The 19,310-nt window shown below is 60.8% G+C and carries 17 protein-coding genes; 14 read left to right on the top strand and 3 right to left on the bottom strand.

What is annotated here, in order from left to right; all coding sequences use genetic code 11:
- The coding region (locus tag CWS72_RS24420; RefSeq protein WP_199175953.1) for a tetratricopeptide repeat protein at nt 1-821 on the bottom strand (821 nt) is incomplete at its 3' end.
- Between the two features lie 290 nt (nt 822-1,111).
- Here CWS72_RS24420 and CWS72_RS24415 point away from each other — a divergent pair.
- The 12 genes from CWS72_RS24415 (at nt 1,112) to CWS72_RS24360 (ending at nt 15,925) form a co-directional block, all read left to right on the top strand.
- Complete coding sequence (locus CWS72_RS24415; RefSeq protein ID WP_241911878.1) at nt 1,112-1,906, top strand: CHAP domain-containing protein; 795 nt, start codon at nt 1,112-1,114, stop codon at nt 1,904-1,906.
- A 582-nt stretch (nt 1,907-2,488) separates the two neighbouring features.
- On the top strand, nt 2,489-4,828 hold the full coding sequence (locus CWS72_RS24410) for an EAL domain-containing protein (RefSeq protein ID WP_101253267.1): 2,340 nt from the start codon (nt 2,489-2,491) through the stop codon (nt 4,826-4,828).
- Nucleotides 4,829-5,187: 359 nt separating this feature from the next.
- Nucleotides 5,188-7,188 (top strand): transketolase, encoded by a 2,001-nt coding sequence (gene tkt / locus CWS72_RS24405; RefSeq protein WP_101253266.1) that lies wholly within the window; start codon nt 5,188-5,190, stop codon nt 7,186-7,188.
- 42 nt (nt 7,189-7,230) lie between these two features.
- A complete protein-coding gene (gene fba / locus CWS72_RS24400; RefSeq protein ID WP_101253265.1) occupies nt 7,231-8,295 on the top strand; it encodes a class II fructose-bisphosphate aldolase in 1,065 nt (354 codons plus the stop codon).
- Nucleotides 8,296-8,452: 157 nt separating this feature from the next.
- Complete coding sequence (gene rpe, locus CWS72_RS24395) at nt 8,453-9,091, top strand: ribulose-phosphate 3-epimerase (protein ID WP_101253264.1); 639 nt, start codon at nt 8,453-8,455, stop codon at nt 9,089-9,091.
- Nucleotides 9,092-9,419: 328 nt separating this feature from the next.
- A complete protein-coding gene (locus CWS72_RS24390) occupies nt 9,420-10,439 on the top strand; it encodes a substrate-binding domain-containing protein (RefSeq protein WP_101253263.1) in 1,020 nt (339 codons plus the stop codon).
- Nucleotides 10,440-10,571: 132 nt separating this feature from the next.
- Complete coding sequence (gene pstC, locus CWS72_RS24385) at nt 10,572-11,954, top strand: phosphate ABC transporter permease subunit PstC (protein WP_101253262.1); 1,383 nt, start codon at nt 10,572-10,574, stop codon at nt 11,952-11,954.
- Nucleotides 11,947-13,248: a phosphate ABC transporter permease PstA gene (gene pstA, locus CWS72_RS24380; protein WP_241911876.1), complete on the top strand. Its 1,302-nt coding sequence runs from the start codon at nt 11,947-11,949 to the stop codon at nt 13,246-13,248. The genes pstC and pstA overlap by 8 nt, the downstream gene beginning before the upstream one ends.
- A gap of 4 nt (nt 13,249-13,252) precedes the next feature.
- Nucleotides 13,253-14,062 carry a phosphate ABC transporter ATP-binding protein PstB gene (gene pstB, locus CWS72_RS24375; protein WP_101253260.1) on the top strand — a complete coding sequence of 270 codons (810 nt, stop codon included), beginning with the start codon at nt 13,253-13,255 and terminating at the stop codon, nt 14,060-14,062.
- A gap of 27 nt (nt 14,063-14,089) precedes the next feature.
- A complete protein-coding gene (gene phoU / locus CWS72_RS24370) occupies nt 14,090-14,809 on the top strand; it encodes a phosphate signaling complex protein PhoU (RefSeq protein ID WP_101253259.1) in 720 nt (239 codons plus the stop codon).
- A 14-nt stretch (nt 14,810-14,823) separates the two neighbouring features.
- The gene (phoB, locus tag CWS72_RS24365; RefSeq protein ID WP_101253276.1) at nt 14,824-15,522 is read left to right on the top strand and encodes a phosphate regulon transcriptional regulator PhoB; all 699 of its coding nucleotides are present in this window, start codon (nt 14,824-14,826) and stop codon (nt 15,520-15,522) included.
- A gap of 112 nt (nt 15,523-15,634) precedes the next feature.
- Nucleotides 15,635-15,925, top strand: a complete 291-nt coding sequence (locus tag CWS72_RS24360; protein WP_101253258.1) for a hypothetical protein — start codon at nt 15,635-15,637, stop codon at nt 15,923-15,925.
- A gap of 45 nt (nt 15,926-15,970) precedes the next feature.
- Here CWS72_RS24360 and CWS72_RS24355 read toward each other — a convergent pair whose 3' ends face one another.
- Nucleotides 15,971-16,486, bottom strand: a complete 516-nt coding sequence (locus CWS72_RS24355) for an adenine phosphoribosyltransferase (RefSeq protein WP_101253257.1) — start codon at nt 16,484-16,486, stop codon at nt 15,971-15,973.
- A 348-nt stretch (nt 16,487-16,834) separates the two neighbouring features.
- Between CWS72_RS24355 and CWS72_RS24350 the strand changes: the two genes are divergently transcribed.
- On the top strand, nt 16,835-17,797 hold the full coding sequence (locus CWS72_RS24350; protein ID WP_158240806.1) for a TAXI family TRAP transporter solute-binding subunit: 963 nt from the start codon (nt 16,835-16,837) through the stop codon (nt 17,795-17,797).
- 18 nt (nt 17,798-17,815) lie between these two features.
- The gene (locus CWS72_RS24345; protein ID WP_101253255.1) at nt 17,816-18,550 is read left to right on the top strand and encodes a DUF6969 family protein; all 735 of its coding nucleotides are present in this window, start codon (nt 17,816-17,818) and stop codon (nt 18,548-18,550) included.
- A 303-nt stretch (nt 18,551-18,853) separates the two neighbouring features.
- Here CWS72_RS24345 and CWS72_RS24340 read toward each other — a convergent pair whose 3' ends face one another.
- Nucleotides 18,854-19,294 carry a c-type cytochrome gene (locus CWS72_RS24340; RefSeq protein WP_101253254.1) on the bottom strand — a complete coding sequence of 147 codons (441 nt, stop codon included), beginning with the start codon at nt 19,292-19,294 and terminating at the stop codon, nt 18,854-18,856.
- Between the last annotated feature and the right edge of the window lie 16 nt (nt 19,295-19,310).

Genomic DNA, 19,310 nt, shown 5'->3' with positions numbered 1-19,310 from the left:
GGTACAGCCGCTCCCTGGACGGCGACGTGGTGGAGTTGCAGGAGCAGGACATGGCCTTCCAGCCGAAGATCGCCATCGAATCCCTGCGCCGGCGCGGGTTTTTCCTTGGGCTGGGGGGCCGCCTTGACTGCCTTCTGGATGGCTTTCTTTTCGGCGCTCCGGTCTTTCTTGAGGCGTGCCTCGACTTGGCGGATCTCCTCGGGATAAAGACGCCGGCGCAGGGATTCGATGGCGATCTTCGGCTGGAAGGCCATGTCCTGCTCCTGCAACTCCACCACGTCGCCGTCCAGGGAGCGGCTGTACCAGTAAAGAGCCTCCACCGGATCGGGGGTGACGCCCCAGCCCGCCTCATAGGCGGCGCCCAGCATATATTGAGCGGCCGGCTGCCGGTGCAGCGCGGCCTTCCTGAGCCATTTCACCCCTTCCTTGGGGTCGCGCGCTACGCCGCGGCCGCGCAGGATCATCCGTCCGACGGCATATTCCGCGTCGGCCTGCGTGCCGCTGTCGGCCGCCTTGCGATAGTAGCTCATCGCCTGGGCGAGATCGCGGGGGACCACCTTGCCGGCTTCGTACAGAAGTCCCAAAGCATAAAGCGCATCGGCGTTATTCTGGGCCGCAGCCTTTTCATACCATTCCTTGGCCTTGGGGAGGTCGTGCGGGACACCCAGGCCGAATTGGTAAAGATAGCCCATCGAATATTGGCTGCGTGGATCACCGGCTTCGGCGTCCTTCTGCCAGGCTTCCAAGGCCTTCGCATAATCGCCTTGTTGCAGTGCTGCAACACCATCGTCGAATTGTGCCAGCAAAGACACAGGTGACATCAGAAGTGTCACGGCGGCTGACAACAGCAGTCGGGAAAGTCGATTCATCTCGTGGTTATAGTCCTGTCATGGCATCGAGTCACGTCGCTGATTGCTTTGGTTCGTCATCTTTTACCCTTCGCCGATCAGCTTTCGACTCGATTAAAATTCAAAAATACCGAAAAAATTGTCCAAATTTTTTCATTAAGGGTTGCGTTCGGCATTTCAGATAAGCACAATCAGAATTAATGATAGGCGAAGCCTTGAGGGGAAATATCTTGAAACTATGGCATCGGGGTGTCATGGCTCTCATGATCGGTACTGTATTGGTCGCGTCTACTCCCGCAGAGGCGCTTCAGTGCGTACCTTTCGCCCGGGAAATTTCGGGCATCAGCATCCGGGGGGATGCCTGGACCTGGTGGAGCGCCGCCGCCGGCCAATATGATCGGGGCCATGCTCCGAAGGTCGGGGCCGTCGTCGTCTTCAAAAAATTCGCAGCCATGCGCTACGGCCATGTCGCGGTGGTTGCCCGCGTGGTGAATTCGCGCGAGGTGATGGTCGATCACGCCAATTGGGCGCCGCATCGCGGTCGTGGGCGTGGGCAGGTTTCCAAGATGGTGGCGGTGACGGATGTCTCGCCCGGGAACGATTGGACCGAAGTGCGCGTTTGGAATGCTTCGACCAGGGATTTGGGAACCCGGACCTATCCCACCTACGGCTTCATTTATCCCGATTCACCGCGCGGCTTCGTTCAGCAGGCGGTGGCGAGCGCTTCCTCGGAAGCGGTTGTTTCCGCCGTGGTCCGCCGCCGGTCGTCGCCTTCCGGGGATGCGGTCCTGGCCACTGCCGACCGGCAGATCGCCGCTGCTCTTGCCGAGGACTGCGCCCCCGCGCCGGCCGTCACCGGCCCCGCCGTCGAAGCGAAAGCCGTTGAGGCTGCCGCGTCGTTGCCGGCCGAGGCCAAGGTCACGATGGTGGCGGTCAATGAGGTCAAGGCGGCCCCGATGCCCGTTCAGACGGCGAGCATTGCCGGGGGATCCGCTGGCGACGGCGTTTGGGAAGGCGATATCGCCGCCGCCAAACGGGTCGGTGCGGGCCGTTACTGACCATTGCATTCCTCCGGGCAATCGCTTCAGGGGTCCGCAAGATCAAGCTGTCGTCGGATTGTACCGGTGCGGGCCCCCCAGCGGTTCTCGAATCCCTCTCCCCTTGTGGGAGAGGTTAGGTGAGGGGGGCTTCCCGCCGTTAGGCGGGATAAATGATGCCATTCGATACAGGCGTAGAGTCTGTTGAGTCCCCTCCCCCCTCTCCCTCGAGGGGAAAGGGGGGGGGGGGGAATGCTATCGTGAGAACCGCTGCCTCGACATCCCTTGAACCCATCCATCATCTCGTTTACTAGTAGACTCTCCTGGAAGTTGTAAATATCGTTACAGTCGATCTCTGTGGTCGGTTGCTCCCACCTTGTGTCGTCTCTCGGAACATATCGGTTTGGCTGACGAATCCGAAATCCGCAAAAAATGTGATAAATGTCACACTTCGCTTCCCTCGATTTGCGTTTTTCGGTAGTGTTGATTTCGTCGATCAAAGAGGCGCGCAGTCCTGCCGGCGCCTAGTCATAGAGAAGGACACGGTCTCAGGTGCCTGCCTCAGCTTCAGCGGTGCAGTGGGTCCAGTGTTCACCTGGACAGATGCCTGATTTCATCTGTGTTTCCCGCCATGGTCGAATTGATTATATCAGTCCGATGGGGGCCCGGCTGCTTGGCGTGACGGATTCTTCCATTTTAATCGGTCGTTCTCTCGCAGATTTTCTTCACGCGGACCATAGATCGCTGCTTGACGCAGGAACCGCGGTCACCGACGGGCTGTGTCAGCCCCTTGTCCTGCTTGGCGAAGGGGGGCGCGGAATTCACGTGATGGCCGCGATACAGAGGATCGCCGACGAATCGGGCGACGCCTTGCTGCTTCGCGCCCGCATCCTTCCGCCCGACAGGCCTTTCGCCCCGGAAGGCGAGGTGACGGCGTCGGTCGACCTCATGGCGGTTTGCCTGATGAAAAGCGCGGATGGACGGATTGACGCGGTCACCCCCCAAGGTGTGCAACTTCTTGGTGCGGCGAACATGGCCGACGTGGTCGGTCGGCCGTTGAGCGCCTTCCTGCCGAAGGAGACCATCGCATCCATTCTGTCCCTGGCCGAGGGAACGTCGGCGGCCGGATATTCCGTGACGACGAAGGTCTTCCGGCTGGACGGGCAGGACCGGGACGTGGCCATGTCGGTGATGCCTTTCGGAGACGGTCCCCATCATTTCCTGATCGAGATGCGCAGCCGCTATGAGAATCGGTTGATGGACGAAAAACTGCGATTGGCCGAAACCGTTTTCGCGGCGACGGTGGAGGCGATCGTCATCCTCGATTCCGACTTTCGCATCGTCGCGGTCAATCCGGCCTTCAGCGCCATTACCGGATTCTCCGCCGAGGAAGTGGTGGGGACGTTGCCGGTCTTTTTCGACCTGGCCACCGACCCGGACATGCTGACCTCGGTGCTGGCGACCATCGGGAGGACCGGACGATGGGACCAGGAGCAATGGAGCCGCCGCAAGAGTGGTGAGGAATTCGCCAAGCGTCTGTCGATCGTAGGCGTCGCCGACGGCGATGGCGACATTCGTCAATATGTGGCTCTTTTCGCCGACGTCACGCAAAGAAAGCACGACGAGGAGCGCATCCGTTATCAGGCCAATTACGACAGCCTGACCGGGTTGCCGAACCGCTCCCTGTTCATGGACCGGTTGTGCCAGGCGCTGCATCTGGCCGAGCGCGCCGGCCAGAGGGTCGGGCTCATGTATATCGATCTCGACGGCTTCAAGCTGATCAACGACACCCTGGGCCACGAGGTCGGCGACGAACTTTTGAAGGAGGCGGCCAAACGTCTGCTGTTCTGCGTCCGCCATGGCGATACGGTGGCACGGTTGGGCGGCGACGAATTCACCATCATCATGCCGAACCTGGGGGAAATCCGTTATGCGCCGGTCATCGCCCAGCGCATGATCGAGGCGCTCGAACAGCCGTTCCATCTTGAAAACCGCGAAGCCTTCATCTCGGCTTCCATCGGCATCACCATGTTCCCCGACGACGCGGTCGATGCCAATACCTTGCTGAAAAATGCCGATGCCGCGATGTATCGGGCCAAGGAACAGGGCAAGGCCAACTATCAATTCTTCACCGCCGACATCAATGCCGAAGTCAGCGAGCGCATGATCATCAAGAATGGTCTGTCGAAGGCATTGGAGCGGGAAGAGTTCACCGTCTATTACCAGCCGAAATGCGATCTGGCGACCGGCCGGCTGACCGGTGTCGAGGCGCTCCTCCGCTGGCGGAACATGGAACTGGGGGCGGTCTCGCCGGTGAAATTCATCCCCGTGATGGAAGAGACGGGCCTGATCGGCACGGTGGGCGAATGGGTCCTTGAGATGGCTTGTCAGCAGTATCGGATATGGCGTGACGCCGGACATCCGCATATGCGTGTCGCGGTCAATCTTTCGGTGCGCCAATTGCGCCAGCCCAATCTGGCCAGAAGCGTCGAGGAGGCGTTGCGCCGGGCCGGTATCGAGGCGTCGGGGATCGAACTTGAAATCACCGAGAGCATGATCATGCGCGATACGGAAAACGCCATCGACGTGCTGAGGACCTTGAGCGAGATGGGGATTCATCTGGCCATGGACGATTTCGGTACCGGCTATTCCTCGCTCAGTTATTTGAAAAAGTTTCCGGTGCACACCATCAAGATCGACCGAAGCTTCATCAACGATATCGCCACCGATCCCGACGATCAGGAGATCATCCGCACCATCATCAGCATGGGCCATTCTCTCCGCCGGAAGGTGGTCGCCGAGGGGGTCGAGACCGAGGAGCAACGCATCTTGTTGCGCAAACTCCGCTGCGACGAGATGCAGGGCTACCTGCTGAGCCCTCCGGTTCCCGCCGCCGAAATCGATCGGCTTCTCGCGTCGCTGCGACCTGGTCCGGAGGCCTGACCACATCGGTCTGACCAGTTTCTGGAGGGATCTGGAAAATAGGGATAAGTCTTCGGAATTGCGGAAGTTTTTCCGAATGAAGGGGGGGCGCTCCGAAGGTCTCGATGAGGAGCATCGGTCGGTTTGGTGTGACAAACAGGTGACGCCTTTCACGATTGCGGCGATTCCACCATTGGAGATGTTTCTTTTTTTTTTCAGACGTGGCATGCAAGCCGTCGGATGGGGTTGAAATCTCCACCGAATTGGACCAAGAAGCGCTTCTTGCAAACGCGACCTTCGGCGGGACCCGTTCGAACGGCCCTCCTCCCGCCCGCTGAAAAGGCCGACCTGAGTAGACTTAAACGAAAGGACTCTTTTCGATGACGGTGCCGCACGCCAAGGTAGCCAGTCCCACGAACCATGCGGACATGGCCAATGCCATTCGGTTTCTCGCGGCCGACGCGGTCGAGAAGGCCAAGTCGGGTCATCCCGGCATGCCGATGGGAATGGCCGATGTCGCAACGGTGTTGTTCAGCAGATTCCTGAAATTCGATGCCAAGACGCCGCGCTGGAGTGATCGTGACCGTTTCGTTCTGTCGGCCGGCCACGGTTCGATGCTGCTTTATGCGCTCGCCTATCTGACCGGCTATGACGACGTGGACGTCGAACAGCTCAAGCAGTTTCGCCAGTTGGGGGCGCGGACCGCCGGCCATCCGGAATACGGGCACGTCGCCATCGCCGAGACCACCACCGGTCCGCTCGGGCAGGGCATCGCGAATGCGGTGGGTTTCGCCCTGGCTGAAAAAATCGGGGAGGCCCGTTTCGGCGCCGACATCGTCGATCACTATACTTACGTCATCGCGGGCGATGGTTGCCTGATGGAAGGCATCAGCCAGGAGGCGATCTCCCTGGCCGGCCATCACAAGCTTTCCAAGCTGATCGTCTTGTGGGACGACAACGAGATCTGCATCGACGGGCGGACCAGCCTGGCCTTGAGCGACGACCAACTGGCGCGGTTCTCCGCCAGCCAGTGGGACGTGGCGCGGGTCGACGGGCATGATCCCGAGGCGATCGCGCGGGCCATCGAGCATGCGCGGACGACCGACAAGCCGTCGTTGATCGCCTGCCGTACCGTCATCGGCTATGGCGCCCCCACCAAGGCGGGCAGCGAGAAGACCCACGGCGCACCCTTGGGGGCCGAGGAGATCGCCGGTGCCCGCGTCAAGCTGGGTTGGGCCTCCGAGCCCTTCGTGGTGCCCGGGCCGGTGCTCGAATCCTGGCGTAATGCCGGCGTGCGCGGCGCCAGTGCCCGCCAGAGCTGGGAAGGGCGTCTGGCCAAGCTCGATCCCGCCCGTCGGGCGGAATGGGACCGGCTGGCCGAACGGCGCCTGCCGGCGGGCTGGCGTGAGGCGGCCCAGGCTTTCAAGGCCAAGGTCATTGCCGAAAAGCCGAAGTGGGCGACGCGCAAGGCCTCGCAGGAAGCGCTGGAGGTGTTGACCGCCGCCATTCCCGAACTGACCGGCGGCTCGGCCGACCTGACGGGCTCCAACCTCACGAAGACGAAGGCGACCCTGCCGATCACGCCGTCCGACGCCTCGGGCAGTTATATCCACTACGGTGTGCGCGAGCATGGCATGGCGGCGGTGATGAACGGCCTGGCCCTGCATGACGGCCTGATCCCCTATGGGGCAACTTTCCTGGTCTTCACCGACTATCTGCGGCCGGCTCTTCGCATGTCGGCCCTGATGGGGCTCAGGGTCCTTTATGTGATGACCCATGATTCCATCGGGCTCGGCGAGGATGGCCCGACGCATCAGCCGGTCGAGCATTTGGCCTCGCTCAGGGCCATTCCCAATCTGCTGGTTTTCCGTCCCTGCGATCCGGTCGAGACGATGGAATGCTACGAGGCGGCCCTGGACAACCGGACGGGACCCAGTCTGCTGTCGTTGTGCCGCCAGAATTTGCCGACCGTTCGCCTGGACGCTTCCGAAAACAAATCGGCGAAGGGCGCCTATGTCCTGGCCGAGGCCGAGGGGACGCGGAAGGTGACGCTGATCGCCACCGGTTCCGAGGTGGAGCTGGCCTTGAAGGCGCGCGATCTTTTGAAGGCCAAGGGTGTCGGCGCCGCCGTGGTTTCCATGCCCTGCTGGGAACTGTTCGACCAACAGGACCCGTCATACCGCAAAAGCGTTTTGGGCGAAGGCACGGTCAGAATCGCCGTCGAGGCGGCCTCGACCTTCGGCTGGGAACGCTATGTCGGGCCCGAGGGCGCTGTGGTCGGTCTTACGAGTTTCGGCCTTTCGGCGCCGGCCGAGCAGGTCTATCAGCATTTCGGTATTACGGCCGAGGCGGTGGCGGACGCCGCCCTCGGAAAACTGTGACGTCGGGTTTTATTTCTCAATGAAAGCAAAAAGGAACCCAAGATGGCTCTGATTTCCTTGCGCCAATTGCTCGACCATGCCGCGGAACACGGTTATGGCGTGCCTGCCTTCAATATCAACAATATGGAACAGATGCTGGCCGTGATGGCGGCGGCCAAGAAGACCGACAGCCCGGTGATCCTGCAGGCCAGTCGCGGGGCGCGGGCCTATGCCAACGACATCGTTCTGAAGCACCTGATCATGGCGGCCGTCGAGCTTTATCCAGATATCCCGGTTTGCATGCATCAAGACCACGGCAACAGCACCGAGACCTGTCTGTCGGCGATCACCAATAATTTCACCTCGGTGATGATGGACGGATCGCTGAAAAGCGACGGAAAGACTCCGGGCGACTGGGAATACAATGTCGGCGTCACCGGCAAGGTGGTCGAGATGGCCCATATGGTGGGTGTCTCGGTCGAGGGCGAACTGGGGGTGCTGGGCTCGCTGGAGACCGGCAAGGGCGACAAGGAGGACGGTCACGGCTTCGAGGGCACGCTGGCTCATGACCAGTTGCTGACCGATCCCGACCAGGCGGTGGATTTCATCGGCAAGACCAAGGTCGACGCGCTGGCCATCGCCATGGGCACCTCGCACGGGGCTTACAAATTCAGCCGCAAGCCGACGGGCGACATCCTGGCCATGCATGTGATCAAGGATATCAACAAGCGCCTGCCCAACACCCATCTGGTCATGCACGGCTCGTCATCGGTGCCCCAGGAACTGCAGGACATCATCAATCAGTACGGCGGCGAGATTCCGCAGACCTTCGGCGTGCCGGTCGAGGAGATCCAGGAAGGCATCAAATACGGTGTCCGCAAGATCAACATCGATACCGATTGCCGGATGGCCATCACGGGGCAGATCCGCAAGGTCTTCGCCGAGAAGAAGGGCGAGTTCGATCCGCGCAGCTATCTGAAGCCGGCCATCGCGGCGATGCAGAAACTGTGCGAAAGCCGCTACGAGCTGTTCGGCACCGCCGGCCATGCGTCCGCGATCAAGGCGATCCCGCTCACCGAGATGGCCAAGCGTTACAAGGACGGTGTTCTCGATCCAAAGGTGCATTGAGCCGCTCGCGCGCGTCCTGATACCGTTGATGCCCGGATCCATCGGCATCAACGCGTAAGGATCCTCTTTCGTCATCCCCGTCCCGACGGGGATGACGAAGACGCGCGCTCCGTTCCCGCCTTCGGCAGCGGGAGCTTTTTCGAAGGAACCGTCGCCTATGCCCGTCAAGATCGCGCCTTCCATCCTTTCGGCTGATTTCGCCCGCTTGGGCGAAGAGGTTCGTGCCATCGACGCCGCGGGAGCCGACTATATTCACATCGATGTGATGGATGGCCATTTCGTCCCCAACCTGACCTTCGGGCCGTTGGTGGTGAAGGCCTTGCGGCCGCATACGGCGAAGGTGTTCGACGTTCATCTGATGATCGAGCCGGTCGAGCCCTATATCGCCGCCTTCGCCGAGGCGGGCAGCGACATCATCACCGTGCATGCCGAGGCGACCCGGCATCTCGACCGCAGCTTGCAACTGATCCGTTCGCTGGGCCGAAAGGCCGGCGTCTCGCTCAATCCGGCGACCCCCGAAAGCGTCGTCGAATACGTTCTCGACAAGCTGGACCTGATCCTGGTGATGTCGGTCAATCCCGGCTTCGGCGGACAAAGTTTCATCCCATCGGCGCTCGACAAGATCGCCCGTCTGCGCCGGATGATCGGCGATCGCCCCATCGAAATCGAAGTCGATGGCGGCGTGACGGCGGAAAATGTCGGAGAGATCGCCGCGGCCGGGGCTCAGGTCCTGGTTGCGGGAAGCGCCGTTTTCCGGACTCCCGACTATCGTTCGAATATTGCCGCCTTGCGCTGAACGAATGGGTTCCCATCCAGCTGTCAAAGGGGCGGCGGCTGGAGAGCATCATTTCGGAGCCTGTCGGTCTTTCATGACAGTCTTGCCCTGCTGTCATTTTCCTTTGTCATTTGTGACGTTCGCGGCTCTCTCCAAGTCGTCGCGCCGGCCTCTCTCACCCTGGGCGGAGGCGCCGGAAGCGTGCCTTTTCGCCGGAAAAGGTGAGGCGATCCGTCTGTCATAAAAGTTTAACCGTTCTGTCACAAAGGTGTCGCGGCGCGTGGCTATTGTCGTCAGCCGATGAACGAGGCTTGTTTTCGACTGGCCGTCAGAAAATTTCGGAGGATCAATGACCTTTAAGATTCTTGCCGCCGCCGCTCTGGCGACTGTCGCGCTTACGGCCACGGCTCACGCGCGGGATCAAATCCGCATCGTCGGTTCCTCGACCGTTTATCCCTTCGCCACGGCTGTCGCCGAGCAGTTCGGCAAGACCTCCGGCTTCAAGACGCCGGTGGTGGAAAGCACCGGCACCGGTGGCGGATTGAAGCTGTTCTGCGCCGGCGCGGACGAGAATTCCCCGGACATCACCAATGCCTCGCGCCGCATCAAGCAGAGCGAGATCGACGCTTGCGCCGCCAATGGCGTCAAGGACGTGAGCGAGATCGTGATCGGCTATGACGGCATCGTCATCGCCAAGGCCAAGTCGGGCAAGCCGTTGGCGCTGTCGCGCGAACAGATCTTCAAGGCCATTGCCAAGACCATTCCCCAGGGCGGCAAGCTGGTGGCCAATCCCTATAAGAAGTGGAGCGACATCGATCCCGCGCTGCCCAAGGACGATATCGTCGTGTTCGGGCCGGCATCCAATCACGGCACCCGCGATGCCCTGGTCGAACTGGTGATGGACGAGGCTTGCGACAAGTTCCCGGAAATCAAGGCTTTGTCTGGTGATTCGAAAAAGGTGGCCTGCGAGGCGGTCCGCGAGGACGGCGCCTTCGTCGAGGTGTCCGAGAATTACACGGTGACCTTACAGAAGTTGACGGCGCTGCCCTATGCCGTCGGCATTCTGTCCTACAGCTATCTGGATCAGAACGGCGACAAGATCCAGGGCGCGACCGTCGATGGACAGGCGGCCACCTATGAAAATATCGCCGTCAGCAAATATCCGCTTTCTCGTCCGCTGTTCTTCTATGTGAAGAAGGGCCATGTCGGCGTGATCCCCGGCGTCAAGGAATACATCGCCGAATTCACCTCGGACAAAGCCTGGGGCAAGGACGGCTATCTGTCGGCCAAGGGCCTGATCGCCTCGCCCGATGCCCAGCGCAAGGAAGAGGCCGCGAAGAGCAAGGAATTGCCGAACGTGAAGTTGTAGACCGCTTACCCGGTGGCCGGCTTTCCCGGCCACCGGTTTCCCATGCTATCGTGACGTGATGAATGGCCGGCCTTCCGGCCGTAAGGGCAGGGCGGTTCATCCGCCAATCTTAAGAAAGAAGCGGCGGAGGCCATGCAGTTTTCCATTCTTTTGGTCGTTCTTTTGCTTTTGTCGGCGGTCGGCTTTCGCATGGGGCGCGGTCGCGCTTTGCAGGTGGGCGGACCGAAGGCCCGGGCCTTGCATTCCCTGCCCAGCTACTACGGTTACTATGTGGCCCTGTGGTGCGGCATTCCGGCGGTATTCCTGATCGCCATCTGGCTCTCCTGTGAGCCTTTCATTTTGCAAGGCATCGTCGTTGGCGCCTTGCCGGCCGACGCCAAGTCGCTGCCGTCCGCTCAATTGTCCCTTCTGATGAACGAAGTCCGGCAACTGGGAAGCAGTGGCGATTATCAGCATGCCTCCGGGGCGATCGCCTCCACCGCGGCGGAACAATACCGCAATCTGCGGAATATGAGCTTCGGCGCCATGGCGGTGATCTCCCTGGCCATGGCTATTCTGGGATGCGTCCTCGGCGTGCGCTATATCCGTCCCGACCTGCGCGCTCGCAACAAGGTCGAAGGCGTGGTCAAGATCTTCCTGATCGCCAGTTCCACGGTCGCCATTTTCACGACGATCGGCATCGTGCTGTCCCTGTTGTTCGAATCCCTGCGCTTCTTCCGGATGATCTCGCCCGTCGACTTCCTTTTTGGACTCGACTGGAGCCCGCAGATGGCCATGCGCAGCGATCAGGTCGGCTCCTCGGGGGCGTTCGGCGCGGTTCCGCTGTTCGCCGGGACGCTGTTGATCAGCTTGATCGCCATGGTCGTCGCCGTGCCGATCGGCCTGCTGTCGGCCATCTATATGGCGGAATACGCCCATCCCAACTTTCGTTCGGTCGCCAAGCCGCTTCTGGAGGTGCTGGCCGGCATTCCGACGGTGGTCTATGGCTTCTTCGCCGTGCTGACCGTCGCGCCGTTTCTGCGCGATGCCGGTGCGGCCGTCGGTTTCTCCATTGCGTCGGAAAGCGCGCTGGCCACCGGCATCGTTATGGGAATCATGATCATTCCCTTCATTTCCTCCCTTTCGGACGATGTGATCACCGCCGTTCCCGACAGTTTGCGCCAAGGGGCTTACGGCCTGGGGGCAACGCGTTCCGAGACCATCAAGCAGGTGGTCATTCCGGCGGCGCTGCCCGGCATCATCGGCGGCGTCCTGCTGGCCGTCTCGCGCGCTATCGGCGAGACGATGATCGTCGTGATGGCCGCCGGCCTTTCGGCCCATCTTACCGCCAATCCCTTTGAGGCGGTGACCACCGTGACCGTCCAGATCGTGACGCTGCTGGTCGGCGATCAGGAGTTCGATAGCCCCAAGACGCTGTCGGCGTTCGCTTTAGGGCTGGTGTTGTTCCTGGTGACGCTGGTTTTGAACGTCGTGGCGCTCAATGTCGTCCGGAAATATCGAGAGAAGTATGACTGAGATGGTAGATCAGGTGCGGGTATCGGCCACCGCCGAGAAGGTGAATGCCCGGCTGCAGCGGCGTTACGCAGTCGAAAAGCGGTTCCGTTTCTATGGAATCGCCTCGATTGTCGTGGCCCTCAGCTTTTTGGCCATATTGCTGTTCAGCATCATATCGCAGGGCCATACGGCCTTCATGCAGGCGGAGATGCGTCTGTCCGTCACCTTCGATCCCTCGGTGATCGATCCTGATGGCGGACGCCAGAAAGCCGTGTTGTCCTCCGCCGATTACACGGCTTTGGTGCGCAACGCCTTGTTGGCAAGGTTCCCCGAGGCCGAGGATCGTCTGGCCCGCCGTGAAATGATCGCCCTGATCAGTCAGGGGGCCGATCTCGAACTGCGCAAGATGGTGATGGGCGATCCCTCGCTGATCGGCACCACGCGCGACGTCTGGCTTCCGGCGGCGGCGAGCGTCGATCAGCTTCGCAAGGGGCATATGTCCCGCGATGCGGACAAGGGCGGGCAATTCACGCAGCGGCAGCTCGGCTGGATCGATGCCTTGGAGAGTTCCGGCAATCTCTCGTCGCGTTTCAACAAATGGCTGTTCACCTCCGGCGATTCGCGTCAGCCGGAACTGGCGGGCTTATGGGGCGCGGTGGTCGGATCCTTCTATTCGCTGCTGGTGACCGTGACCCTGTCCTTTCCCCTGGGGGTGGCGACAGCGATCTATCTTGAGGAGTTTTCGACCAGGAACCGTTGGACCGATCTCATCGAGGTGAATATCAACAACCTCGCCGCCGTGCCCTCCATCGTCTTCGGGCTGCTCGGTCTTGAGATCTTCCTCAATGTGTTCAATTTGCCGCGTTCGGCGCCGCTGGTGGGCGGTCTGGCTTTGACCCTGGTTTCGCTGCCGACCATCATCATCGCCTCGCGCGTCGCCTTGAAAGCGGTGCCGCCGTGGATTCGCGAAGCGGCGCTTGGATTGGGCGCGTCGCGTCTGCAGATGGTCATGCATCATGTCCTGCCCTTGGCCATGCCCGGGATCCTGACAGGCACCATCATCGGCATGGCCCGCGCCGTCGGCGAATCCGCTCCTCTCCTGATGATCGGCATGGTGGCCTTCATCGTCGACGTGCCGGCCAGTCCGCTCGATCCCTCGACGGCGTTGCCGGTACAGATCTATCTGTGGGCGGCCAGTCCGGAACGGGCCTTCGTCGAACGGACGTCGGCGGCGATCATCGTGCTCCTGTGTTTCCTGGCGGTGATGAATGCCACCGCTATTTTTCTTCGCAAAAAATTCGAAAGACGGTGGTGAAGACATGCCGATTGCCAGTGAAGCCTTTCTCCAGCAAAGCGGTCGGGCCATGACCGGTACCTCGAAAGTGACGGCGAAGGACGTCAACGTCTATTACGGCGATAAACACGCCCTGAAGGCGGTCAGCCTGGATATCCGCGCCAACGAAGTGACGGCGCTGATCGGTCCGTCGGGGTGCGGCAAGTCCACCTTCCTGCGTTGCCTCAACCGGATGAACGATCTGATCGAGGGGGCCCGGGTGACCGGCTTGATCACCTTGGACGGCGATGACATTTATGATTACAGCCTGGACGTGGTGCAACTGCGGGCCAGGATCGGCATGGTTTTTCAAAAGCCCAATCCGTTCCCGAAGTCGATTTTCGACAATGTCGCCTATGGCCCGAGAATCCACGGCCTGGCCCAGTCGAGCGCCGACCTGGAAGAAATCGTCGTCAGCAGTCTGCAGCGCGCCGGCCTCTATGAGGAGGTCAAGGACCGCCTGAGCGAGCCGGGTACCGGCCTGTCGGGCGGACAGCAGCAGCGTCTGTGCATCGCGCGGGCCATCGCCGTCAGTCCCGAGGTCATTTTGATGGACGAGCCCTGTTCGGCCCTGGATCCCATCGCCACCGCCAAGGTCGAGGAACTGATCGACGAATTGCGCGAGAACTACACCATCGTAATCGTCACCCATTCGATGCAGCAGGCGGCCCGCGTTTCACAACGCACCGCCTTCTTCCATCTGGGGGAATTGGTGGAGTTCGGCGATACCGAGCAGATTTTCACCAATCCGCAACAAAAGCTCACCCAGGGCTACATTACCGGTCGTTTCGGCTGAACCCCTTGTGGTTGAGGAGTGGAACGGATGACAAGAGAGCATACGGTGCGGTCTTACGATGAGGAATTGTCGCACCTCACCAATCTGATTGCTCGTATGGGGGGCTTGGCCGAGGCCCAACTCGACGGGGCGGTGCAGGCGCTGATCAAACGGGACAGCGATCTGGCGAGCCGGGTGATCGCCGCGGACTCCAAGGTCGATGAGATCGAGCAGGAGGTCCATGGTTTCACCGTTCGGCTGCTGGCGCTGCGTCAGCCGGTCGCCCATGATCTCAGGATGATCGTCGGAGCGTTGAAGATTTCCGGCGATCTGGAACGGATCGCCGATTACGCCGCCAACGTGGCCAAGCGGGCGCTGGTATTGAACCAGATTCCGCCCGTCAAACCGACGGCCGGCGTGCCCCGGCTCGGACGCCTGGTTCAGGAGATCGTCAAGGAGGTCCTGGACGCCTTTGTCGAACAGGACAACGAAAAGGCCGTCAAGGTCTGGAAGCAGGACGAGGAGGTGGACGATATGTACACCGGCCTCTTCCGTGAACTCATTACATATATGATGGAAGATCCGCGGAATATTACGGCTTGCATTCACCTGATGTTCATCGCGAAAAATATCGAACGCATCGGCGATCATGCGACCAATATCGCGGAGACCATTCATTTCCTGGTGCAGGGAACGCCCATCCGTGAATCGCGGCCCAAGGGCGAAAGTATTCTGCCCGATCCATCTCAACTCGCCAAGGACAACTGATGGACCACGATAACATGAAGCCGCTGGTTATGGTCGTCGAGGACGAATCAGCGATCGTCACCATGCTCCGTTACAATCTGGAGAAGGAAGGCTACCGGGTCTGCGAAGCCGCGGACGGCGAGGAGGCCCTGACCGTCCTGGCCGAGCGCAACCCCGATCTGGTGCTGCTGGACTGGATGCTCCCGGTGATGTCGGGTATCGAAGTCTGCCGGCAGATTCGCCGCAAACCCCGAACCCGTGATCTTCCGGTGATCATGTTGACCGCCCGCGGCGAGGAAAGCGACAAGGTGCGCGGACTGAACACCGGGGCTGACGACTACCTGTCCAAGCCGTTTTCCCTGCCGGAGCTGCTGGCGCGGGTCAAGGCGCTTCTGCGGCGGGTGCAGCCGGCGCAGACCAAGGGCGTCTTGCAATATGAAGACATCCTGATGGATCTGACGGCCCACCGTGTGACGCGCTCCAACCGCAATGTGCATCTGGGGCCGACCGAATTCCGTTTGTTACAGTTCCTGCTGCAACATCCGGGGTGCGTTTTCTCGCGCGAGGAATTGCTGAACGCCGTCTGGGGGCCGGACATTTATGTCGAGCCGAGAACCGTCGATGTGCATATCCGGCGTTTGCGCAAGGCGCTGAACGGCGACGAGGAGACGGACATCATCCGCACGGTGCGGGCGGCGGGCTATGCTCTGGACGCCGAGGGAGTGACGGTCTGATATCTGATCCGATCGTCCTCGTCTTTGGATGACATGAAATTTTCATCAGAGCGCCACAAAATATTACGCGTCCGCCAGTAAAGTACGTCGATACTTCAACCGGAGGCGTTCCATGCAAGACGACTTCAGCGCTCTCGATCTGCTCTCCATTGGAGGGTTCCGCCTGTCCTCGGCCCCTTTGCCGCCGGTCGAGAAGAAGAAGCGCTTCGTCGGCTATCGGCATAAACCCAAGGCGCACGCCAAGCGCGGTTTGGCGTCCTTCCTGCCGTTGCTTGGCCGGAAACTGAGGCGCCCGTCACATTTTCGGGTGCTGGAGGGCTGGCCGGTCAGCCTGTCATGGCCGACCAAGGAATTCTCCACGCCGGACCTTTCAGTCGACCTGCCCGAGCGCACGGTTTATTGACCTGTTGGGAATGGCGAGAGGCTGTTCACCTCTCGCCCGTCGCGATTATTCGTCGTAGGCGACCACGGATGTGACGGGAATGTCCAGTTTGTTCCGTCCGCCCAGGAAGCTCAGTTCGATGATACAGGCGGCGCCGGTGACTTCCGCGCCCATCTGTCGCGACAACGCCACTGCCGCCGCCATGGTGCCGCCGGTGGCCAGCAGATCGTCGAGGACGACGACGCGCTGTCCGGGAGCGATGGCGTCTTCCTGCATCTCGATAATGTCGGTGCCGTATTCCAAAGAATATTCATAGCGGACGGTCTTGCCGGGCAGTTTGCCCCGTTTGCGGGCCATGACGAAGCCGCAACCGAGTTTCAATGCCAGCGGTGCCGCGACCAGGAATCCCCGCGATTCGATGCCGACCAGAACATCCGGCTGATGGCTGCGGACGGCATTGGCCAGCCTGCCCATGGTGACCTGCCAGGCATCGGCATCCGCGAGCAGAGTCGAGATGTCGTAAAACAGAATGCCGGGTGTCGGGAAGTCTGGGATTTGGCGGATATGCTCTTTGATGTCCATTCGGGATATTCCGGAGTTTGTGACGGGCGGGTGGTGCTGGTGGTGCATTTTTAAAATTCCGACACCTTGGCGATCAGCGATATTCAGACCTTCAAAAACATAAAGCACCACGAGATTCAATAGCGTGGCTGGTATTCGGGTCGATTTCGAAGTTCGAAGATCCCCTGGACGGGGCGCCGCGAACGTCGGAAATGGAACACTAGCCTGATTGTTCCCATGAGGCAAAGTCAGCTTTTTCAGGGCAGGGCACGCGGGTGAACCAGCTTGCCCTGTTGGGGCTTCCATCATCGCTCTTGACGGCGCCCCCGCCCCATGGGAGGGAGGAGTCCGGGTAGGGAAGGGAGCGGGATGCGGTTCATCAGCAGCGTGGTCGCCGTGGCGATCGCATGGAGTTGCTGTCCTTTGGCGGTGGCGGCCGAGGGACACACATTGACGGTGGAAAGCGGCGACGTCTCGGGATTTTATTATCCCGAGGCCGGTGCGCTGTGCCGGTTGATCAATCGGGAGCGCAGCCGGCATGGATTGCGTTGCGTGGTGGAGCCCACTCTCGGCTCCCTTGCCAATCTTACGGCATTGCGGGTGGGGGATGGGCAATTGGCTATCGTTCAGTCGCGCATTCTCGCCCAAGCGGTCACGGGCGGCGAGGGTCCCGCCAGGGAGCCGGATGCCGGCCTGCGCATCCTCATGAGCCTGCATGGCGAGGCTTTGGCCGTGCTGGTCAATCCGGCCGCCAAGATCAAGTCGATGACCGACGTCAAAGGAAAACGTCTGGCGGTGGGGCATCCCGGCAGTTTCCAGCGGCTGATGGCCGACAGTCTTCTGGCGTCGGAAGGATTGACCAGCCGCGATCTGGGACAGGTCCTCGAAATGGATGCCCATGAAGCCTCGGAAGCGCTCTGCAGGAACGAGATCGATGCGGCCGTCTTTACCGGATTGCATCCGCTTGCCGAGGTGCAGGATGCGATCGACGAATGCGGGGCCTCGCTGCTTTCGGTAAGAAGTTCGGCGGTTGATACTTATCTGAAAGCCAATCCGGCCTTCATCCGCCAGACCATTCCCGGTGATACCTACGCGGGCGTCCATGACAAGGTGGTCAGTTTCGGAATCGCCTCTCTTCTGGTGACGACCGCCAGTCTGTCGCCCGATGACGCCTATGAAGTGGTCAAGGCCGTGTTCGAGGGGCTGGCGTTTCTGAAATCCCAGCATCCGCTTTTCGGCGGTCTCGACAGGAAGCAAATGGCGCGTGATGCGATGGTGGCCCCGCTCCATGAGGGCGCCTTGCGTTATTATAAGGAAAACGGGCTGCAGTAATTAACACGGGATGGGCCTATGCGGGACGACCCCTCGTCCATTTTTGACGCGAATTGCTTGGCCGATCTGCCGGCGCCACTGCTGGCCGAGATGACGGGCGCGGCCGATGTCTATCTGGCTTGCCGCGCCAGGTTGACGGCGGAGGGGAAGACGATCGCCGAGGATATCGCCGGAGACGATCTGGAACCCTACACCCACTATCCGCGGGGCGATGTCTATGACCCCGCAAGCCATGCCCAATATTATTTTCATCTGCATCGTCTCGCCGACCATGGGCATTTCCACACTTTCCTGCGTGCCGGCGGAATGCCGAGGGGGCTTTCACCGTCTTTCGGTTCATCCCGGCAAGGCGAAGGGGAGCCGTTATGTCATCTCGTCGCCATCGGTCTCGACCATCGGGGCGAACTGGGCAGTCTTTTCACCACCAACCGCTGGGTGACCGCCGAAACCTGGTACCCTGCCGCCGATGTGATTGCCATGCTGCCCCGGTTCCGTATCGCCCATGAGGGGGCTGCGCGGATGGCCAATCAATGGGTGCAAGCGGTCTTGACCATGTTTCGTCCCCAGATCGCCGGCCTTTTGCGGACCCGCGACGCCTGTGTCGCCCGTCATGCGGTGGGGAGAGGGGATGAGGCGGCCTTGGAGGATCGCAGGCTGGAAATCACCTCCAGCCTTGCCGTCGATGTCGACGACCATATCCGAATACTTCGGGCCGCCGCCACTCCCGTTTCCTCTGGTTCCCCAATGGCATGAAAGGAAGCTCCGGATATTTTTAACCACCAAGGCACCAAGACACCAAGGCGTCTTTCGGATCCGTCGGCGGCGGCCAATCCGCGCCGCGGGCATTCGGCCGACAGCCGATGACAGGACGGGAAAATGCCAGTGGCACACTCCGCCACCTTGGTGTCTTGGTGCCTTGGTGGCTCATCAAAAGCCGGGGCGCACCGGAACCATCGAGAGGACGAAGCGCTCAAATGTCCACACGCCCTGACAGGCTCGATGTAAAAAAAACGCCGCCCGAAAGGGGCGGCGTTTCAAAATCGGCGGCATCCCGACTCAGTTACACTCGGGCTTGTCCTTGATCGCCTTCAGGAAGGAGACGACATCCTTGCGCTTCTGCTCGTCCTTCAACTGGAAGAACATCGCGTGCTTGACGTCGGCGCCGTTGACCTTGGCCAGGAAGGCCTTGGGGTCGGCGATATAGTCGAGGAGCTTGTCTTCGGTCCAGACCAGACCCTTACCGGAAGCACCCTGCATGCCCTCGGAGTATTTCGGGAAGTCGGTGCGGGTGCCGGCCTTGCGGCCGAAAACGTCGTGAATATTGGGGCCGGTGGGGCGGGACGGCTTATCGGCTTCGAAAACGTGGCAGCTCTTGCACTGGTTGGAGACCGTCTTGCCAGCCTGGGCATCGGCGGGAAGCGTACATTCGGCGGCAGCGGCGGAACCCGCGGCGATCACGGCGACGGCCAATCCGGCCACCATCGACTTAAGGTACATAGGATGTCTCCGATAG

The sequence above is a fragment of the Telmatospirillum siberiense genome (genome assembly GCF_002845745.1).
GTDB classification, from domain to species: domain Bacteria; phylum Pseudomonadota; class Alphaproteobacteria; order Rhodospirillales; family Magnetospirillaceae; genus Telmatospirillum; species Telmatospirillum siberiense.
This window is presented reverse-complemented; position numbering and strand designations above follow the sequence as displayed.

Bases quoted from the DNA above. Each gene is read 5' to 3' on its own strand.
- CWS72_RS24350 (WP_158240806.1), top strand. From the start codon at position 16,835: ATGCGGTTCATCAGCAGCGTGGTCGCCGTGGCGATCGCATGGAGTTGC.
- tkt (WP_101253266.1), top strand. From the start codon at position 5,188: ATGACGGTGCCGCACGCCAAGGTAGCCAGTCCCACGAACCATGCGGAC.
- rpe (WP_101253264.1), top strand. From the start codon at position 8,453: ATGCCCGTCAAGATCGCGCCTTCCATCCTTTCGGCTGATTTCGCCCGC.
- CWS72_RS24390 (WP_101253263.1), top strand. From the start codon at position 9,420: ATGACCTTTAAGATTCTTGCCGCCGCCGCTCTGGCGACTGTCGCGCTT.
- CWS72_RS24345 (WP_101253255.1), top strand. From the start codon at position 17,816: ATGCGGGACGACCCCTCGTCCATTTTTGACGCGAATTGCTTGGCCGAT.
- CWS72_RS24360 (WP_101253258.1), top strand. From the start codon at position 15,635: ATGCAAGACGACTTCAGCGCTCTCGATCTGCTCTCCATTGGAGGGTTC.
- CWS72_RS24355 (WP_101253257.1), bottom strand. From the start codon at position 16,486: ATGGACATCAAAGAGCATATCCGCCAAATCCCAGACTTCCCGACACCC.
- pstB (WP_101253260.1), top strand. From the start codon at position 13,253: ATGCCGATTGCCAGTGAAGCCTTTCTCCAGCAAAGCGGTCGGGCCATG.
- pstA (WP_241911876.1), top strand. From the start codon at position 11,947: ATGACTGAGATGGTAGATCAGGTGCGGGTATCGGCCACCGCCGAGAAG.
- pstC (WP_101253262.1), top strand. From the start codon at position 10,572: ATGCAGTTTTCCATTCTTTTGGTCGTTCTTTTGCTTTTGTCGGCGGTC.
- phoB (WP_101253276.1), top strand. From the start codon at position 14,824: ATGAAGCCGCTGGTTATGGTCGTCGAGGACGAATCAGCGATCGTCACC.
- CWS72_RS24410 (WP_101253267.1), top strand. From the start codon at position 2,489: ATGCCTGATTTCATCTGTGTTTCCCGCCATGGTCGAATTGATTATATC.
- CWS72_RS24415 (WP_241911878.1), top strand. From the start codon at position 1,112: ATGATCGGTACTGTATTGGTCGCGTCTACTCCCGCAGAGGCGCTTCAG.
- phoU (WP_101253259.1), top strand. From the start codon at position 14,090: ATGACAAGAGAGCATACGGTGCGGTCTTACGATGAGGAATTGTCGCAC.
- CWS72_RS24340 (WP_101253254.1), bottom strand. From the start codon at position 19,294: ATGTACCTTAAGTCGATGGTGGCCGGATTGGCCGTCGCCGTGATCGCC.
- fba (WP_101253265.1), top strand. From the start codon at position 7,231: ATGGCTCTGATTTCCTTGCGCCAATTGCTCGACCATGCCGCGGAACAC.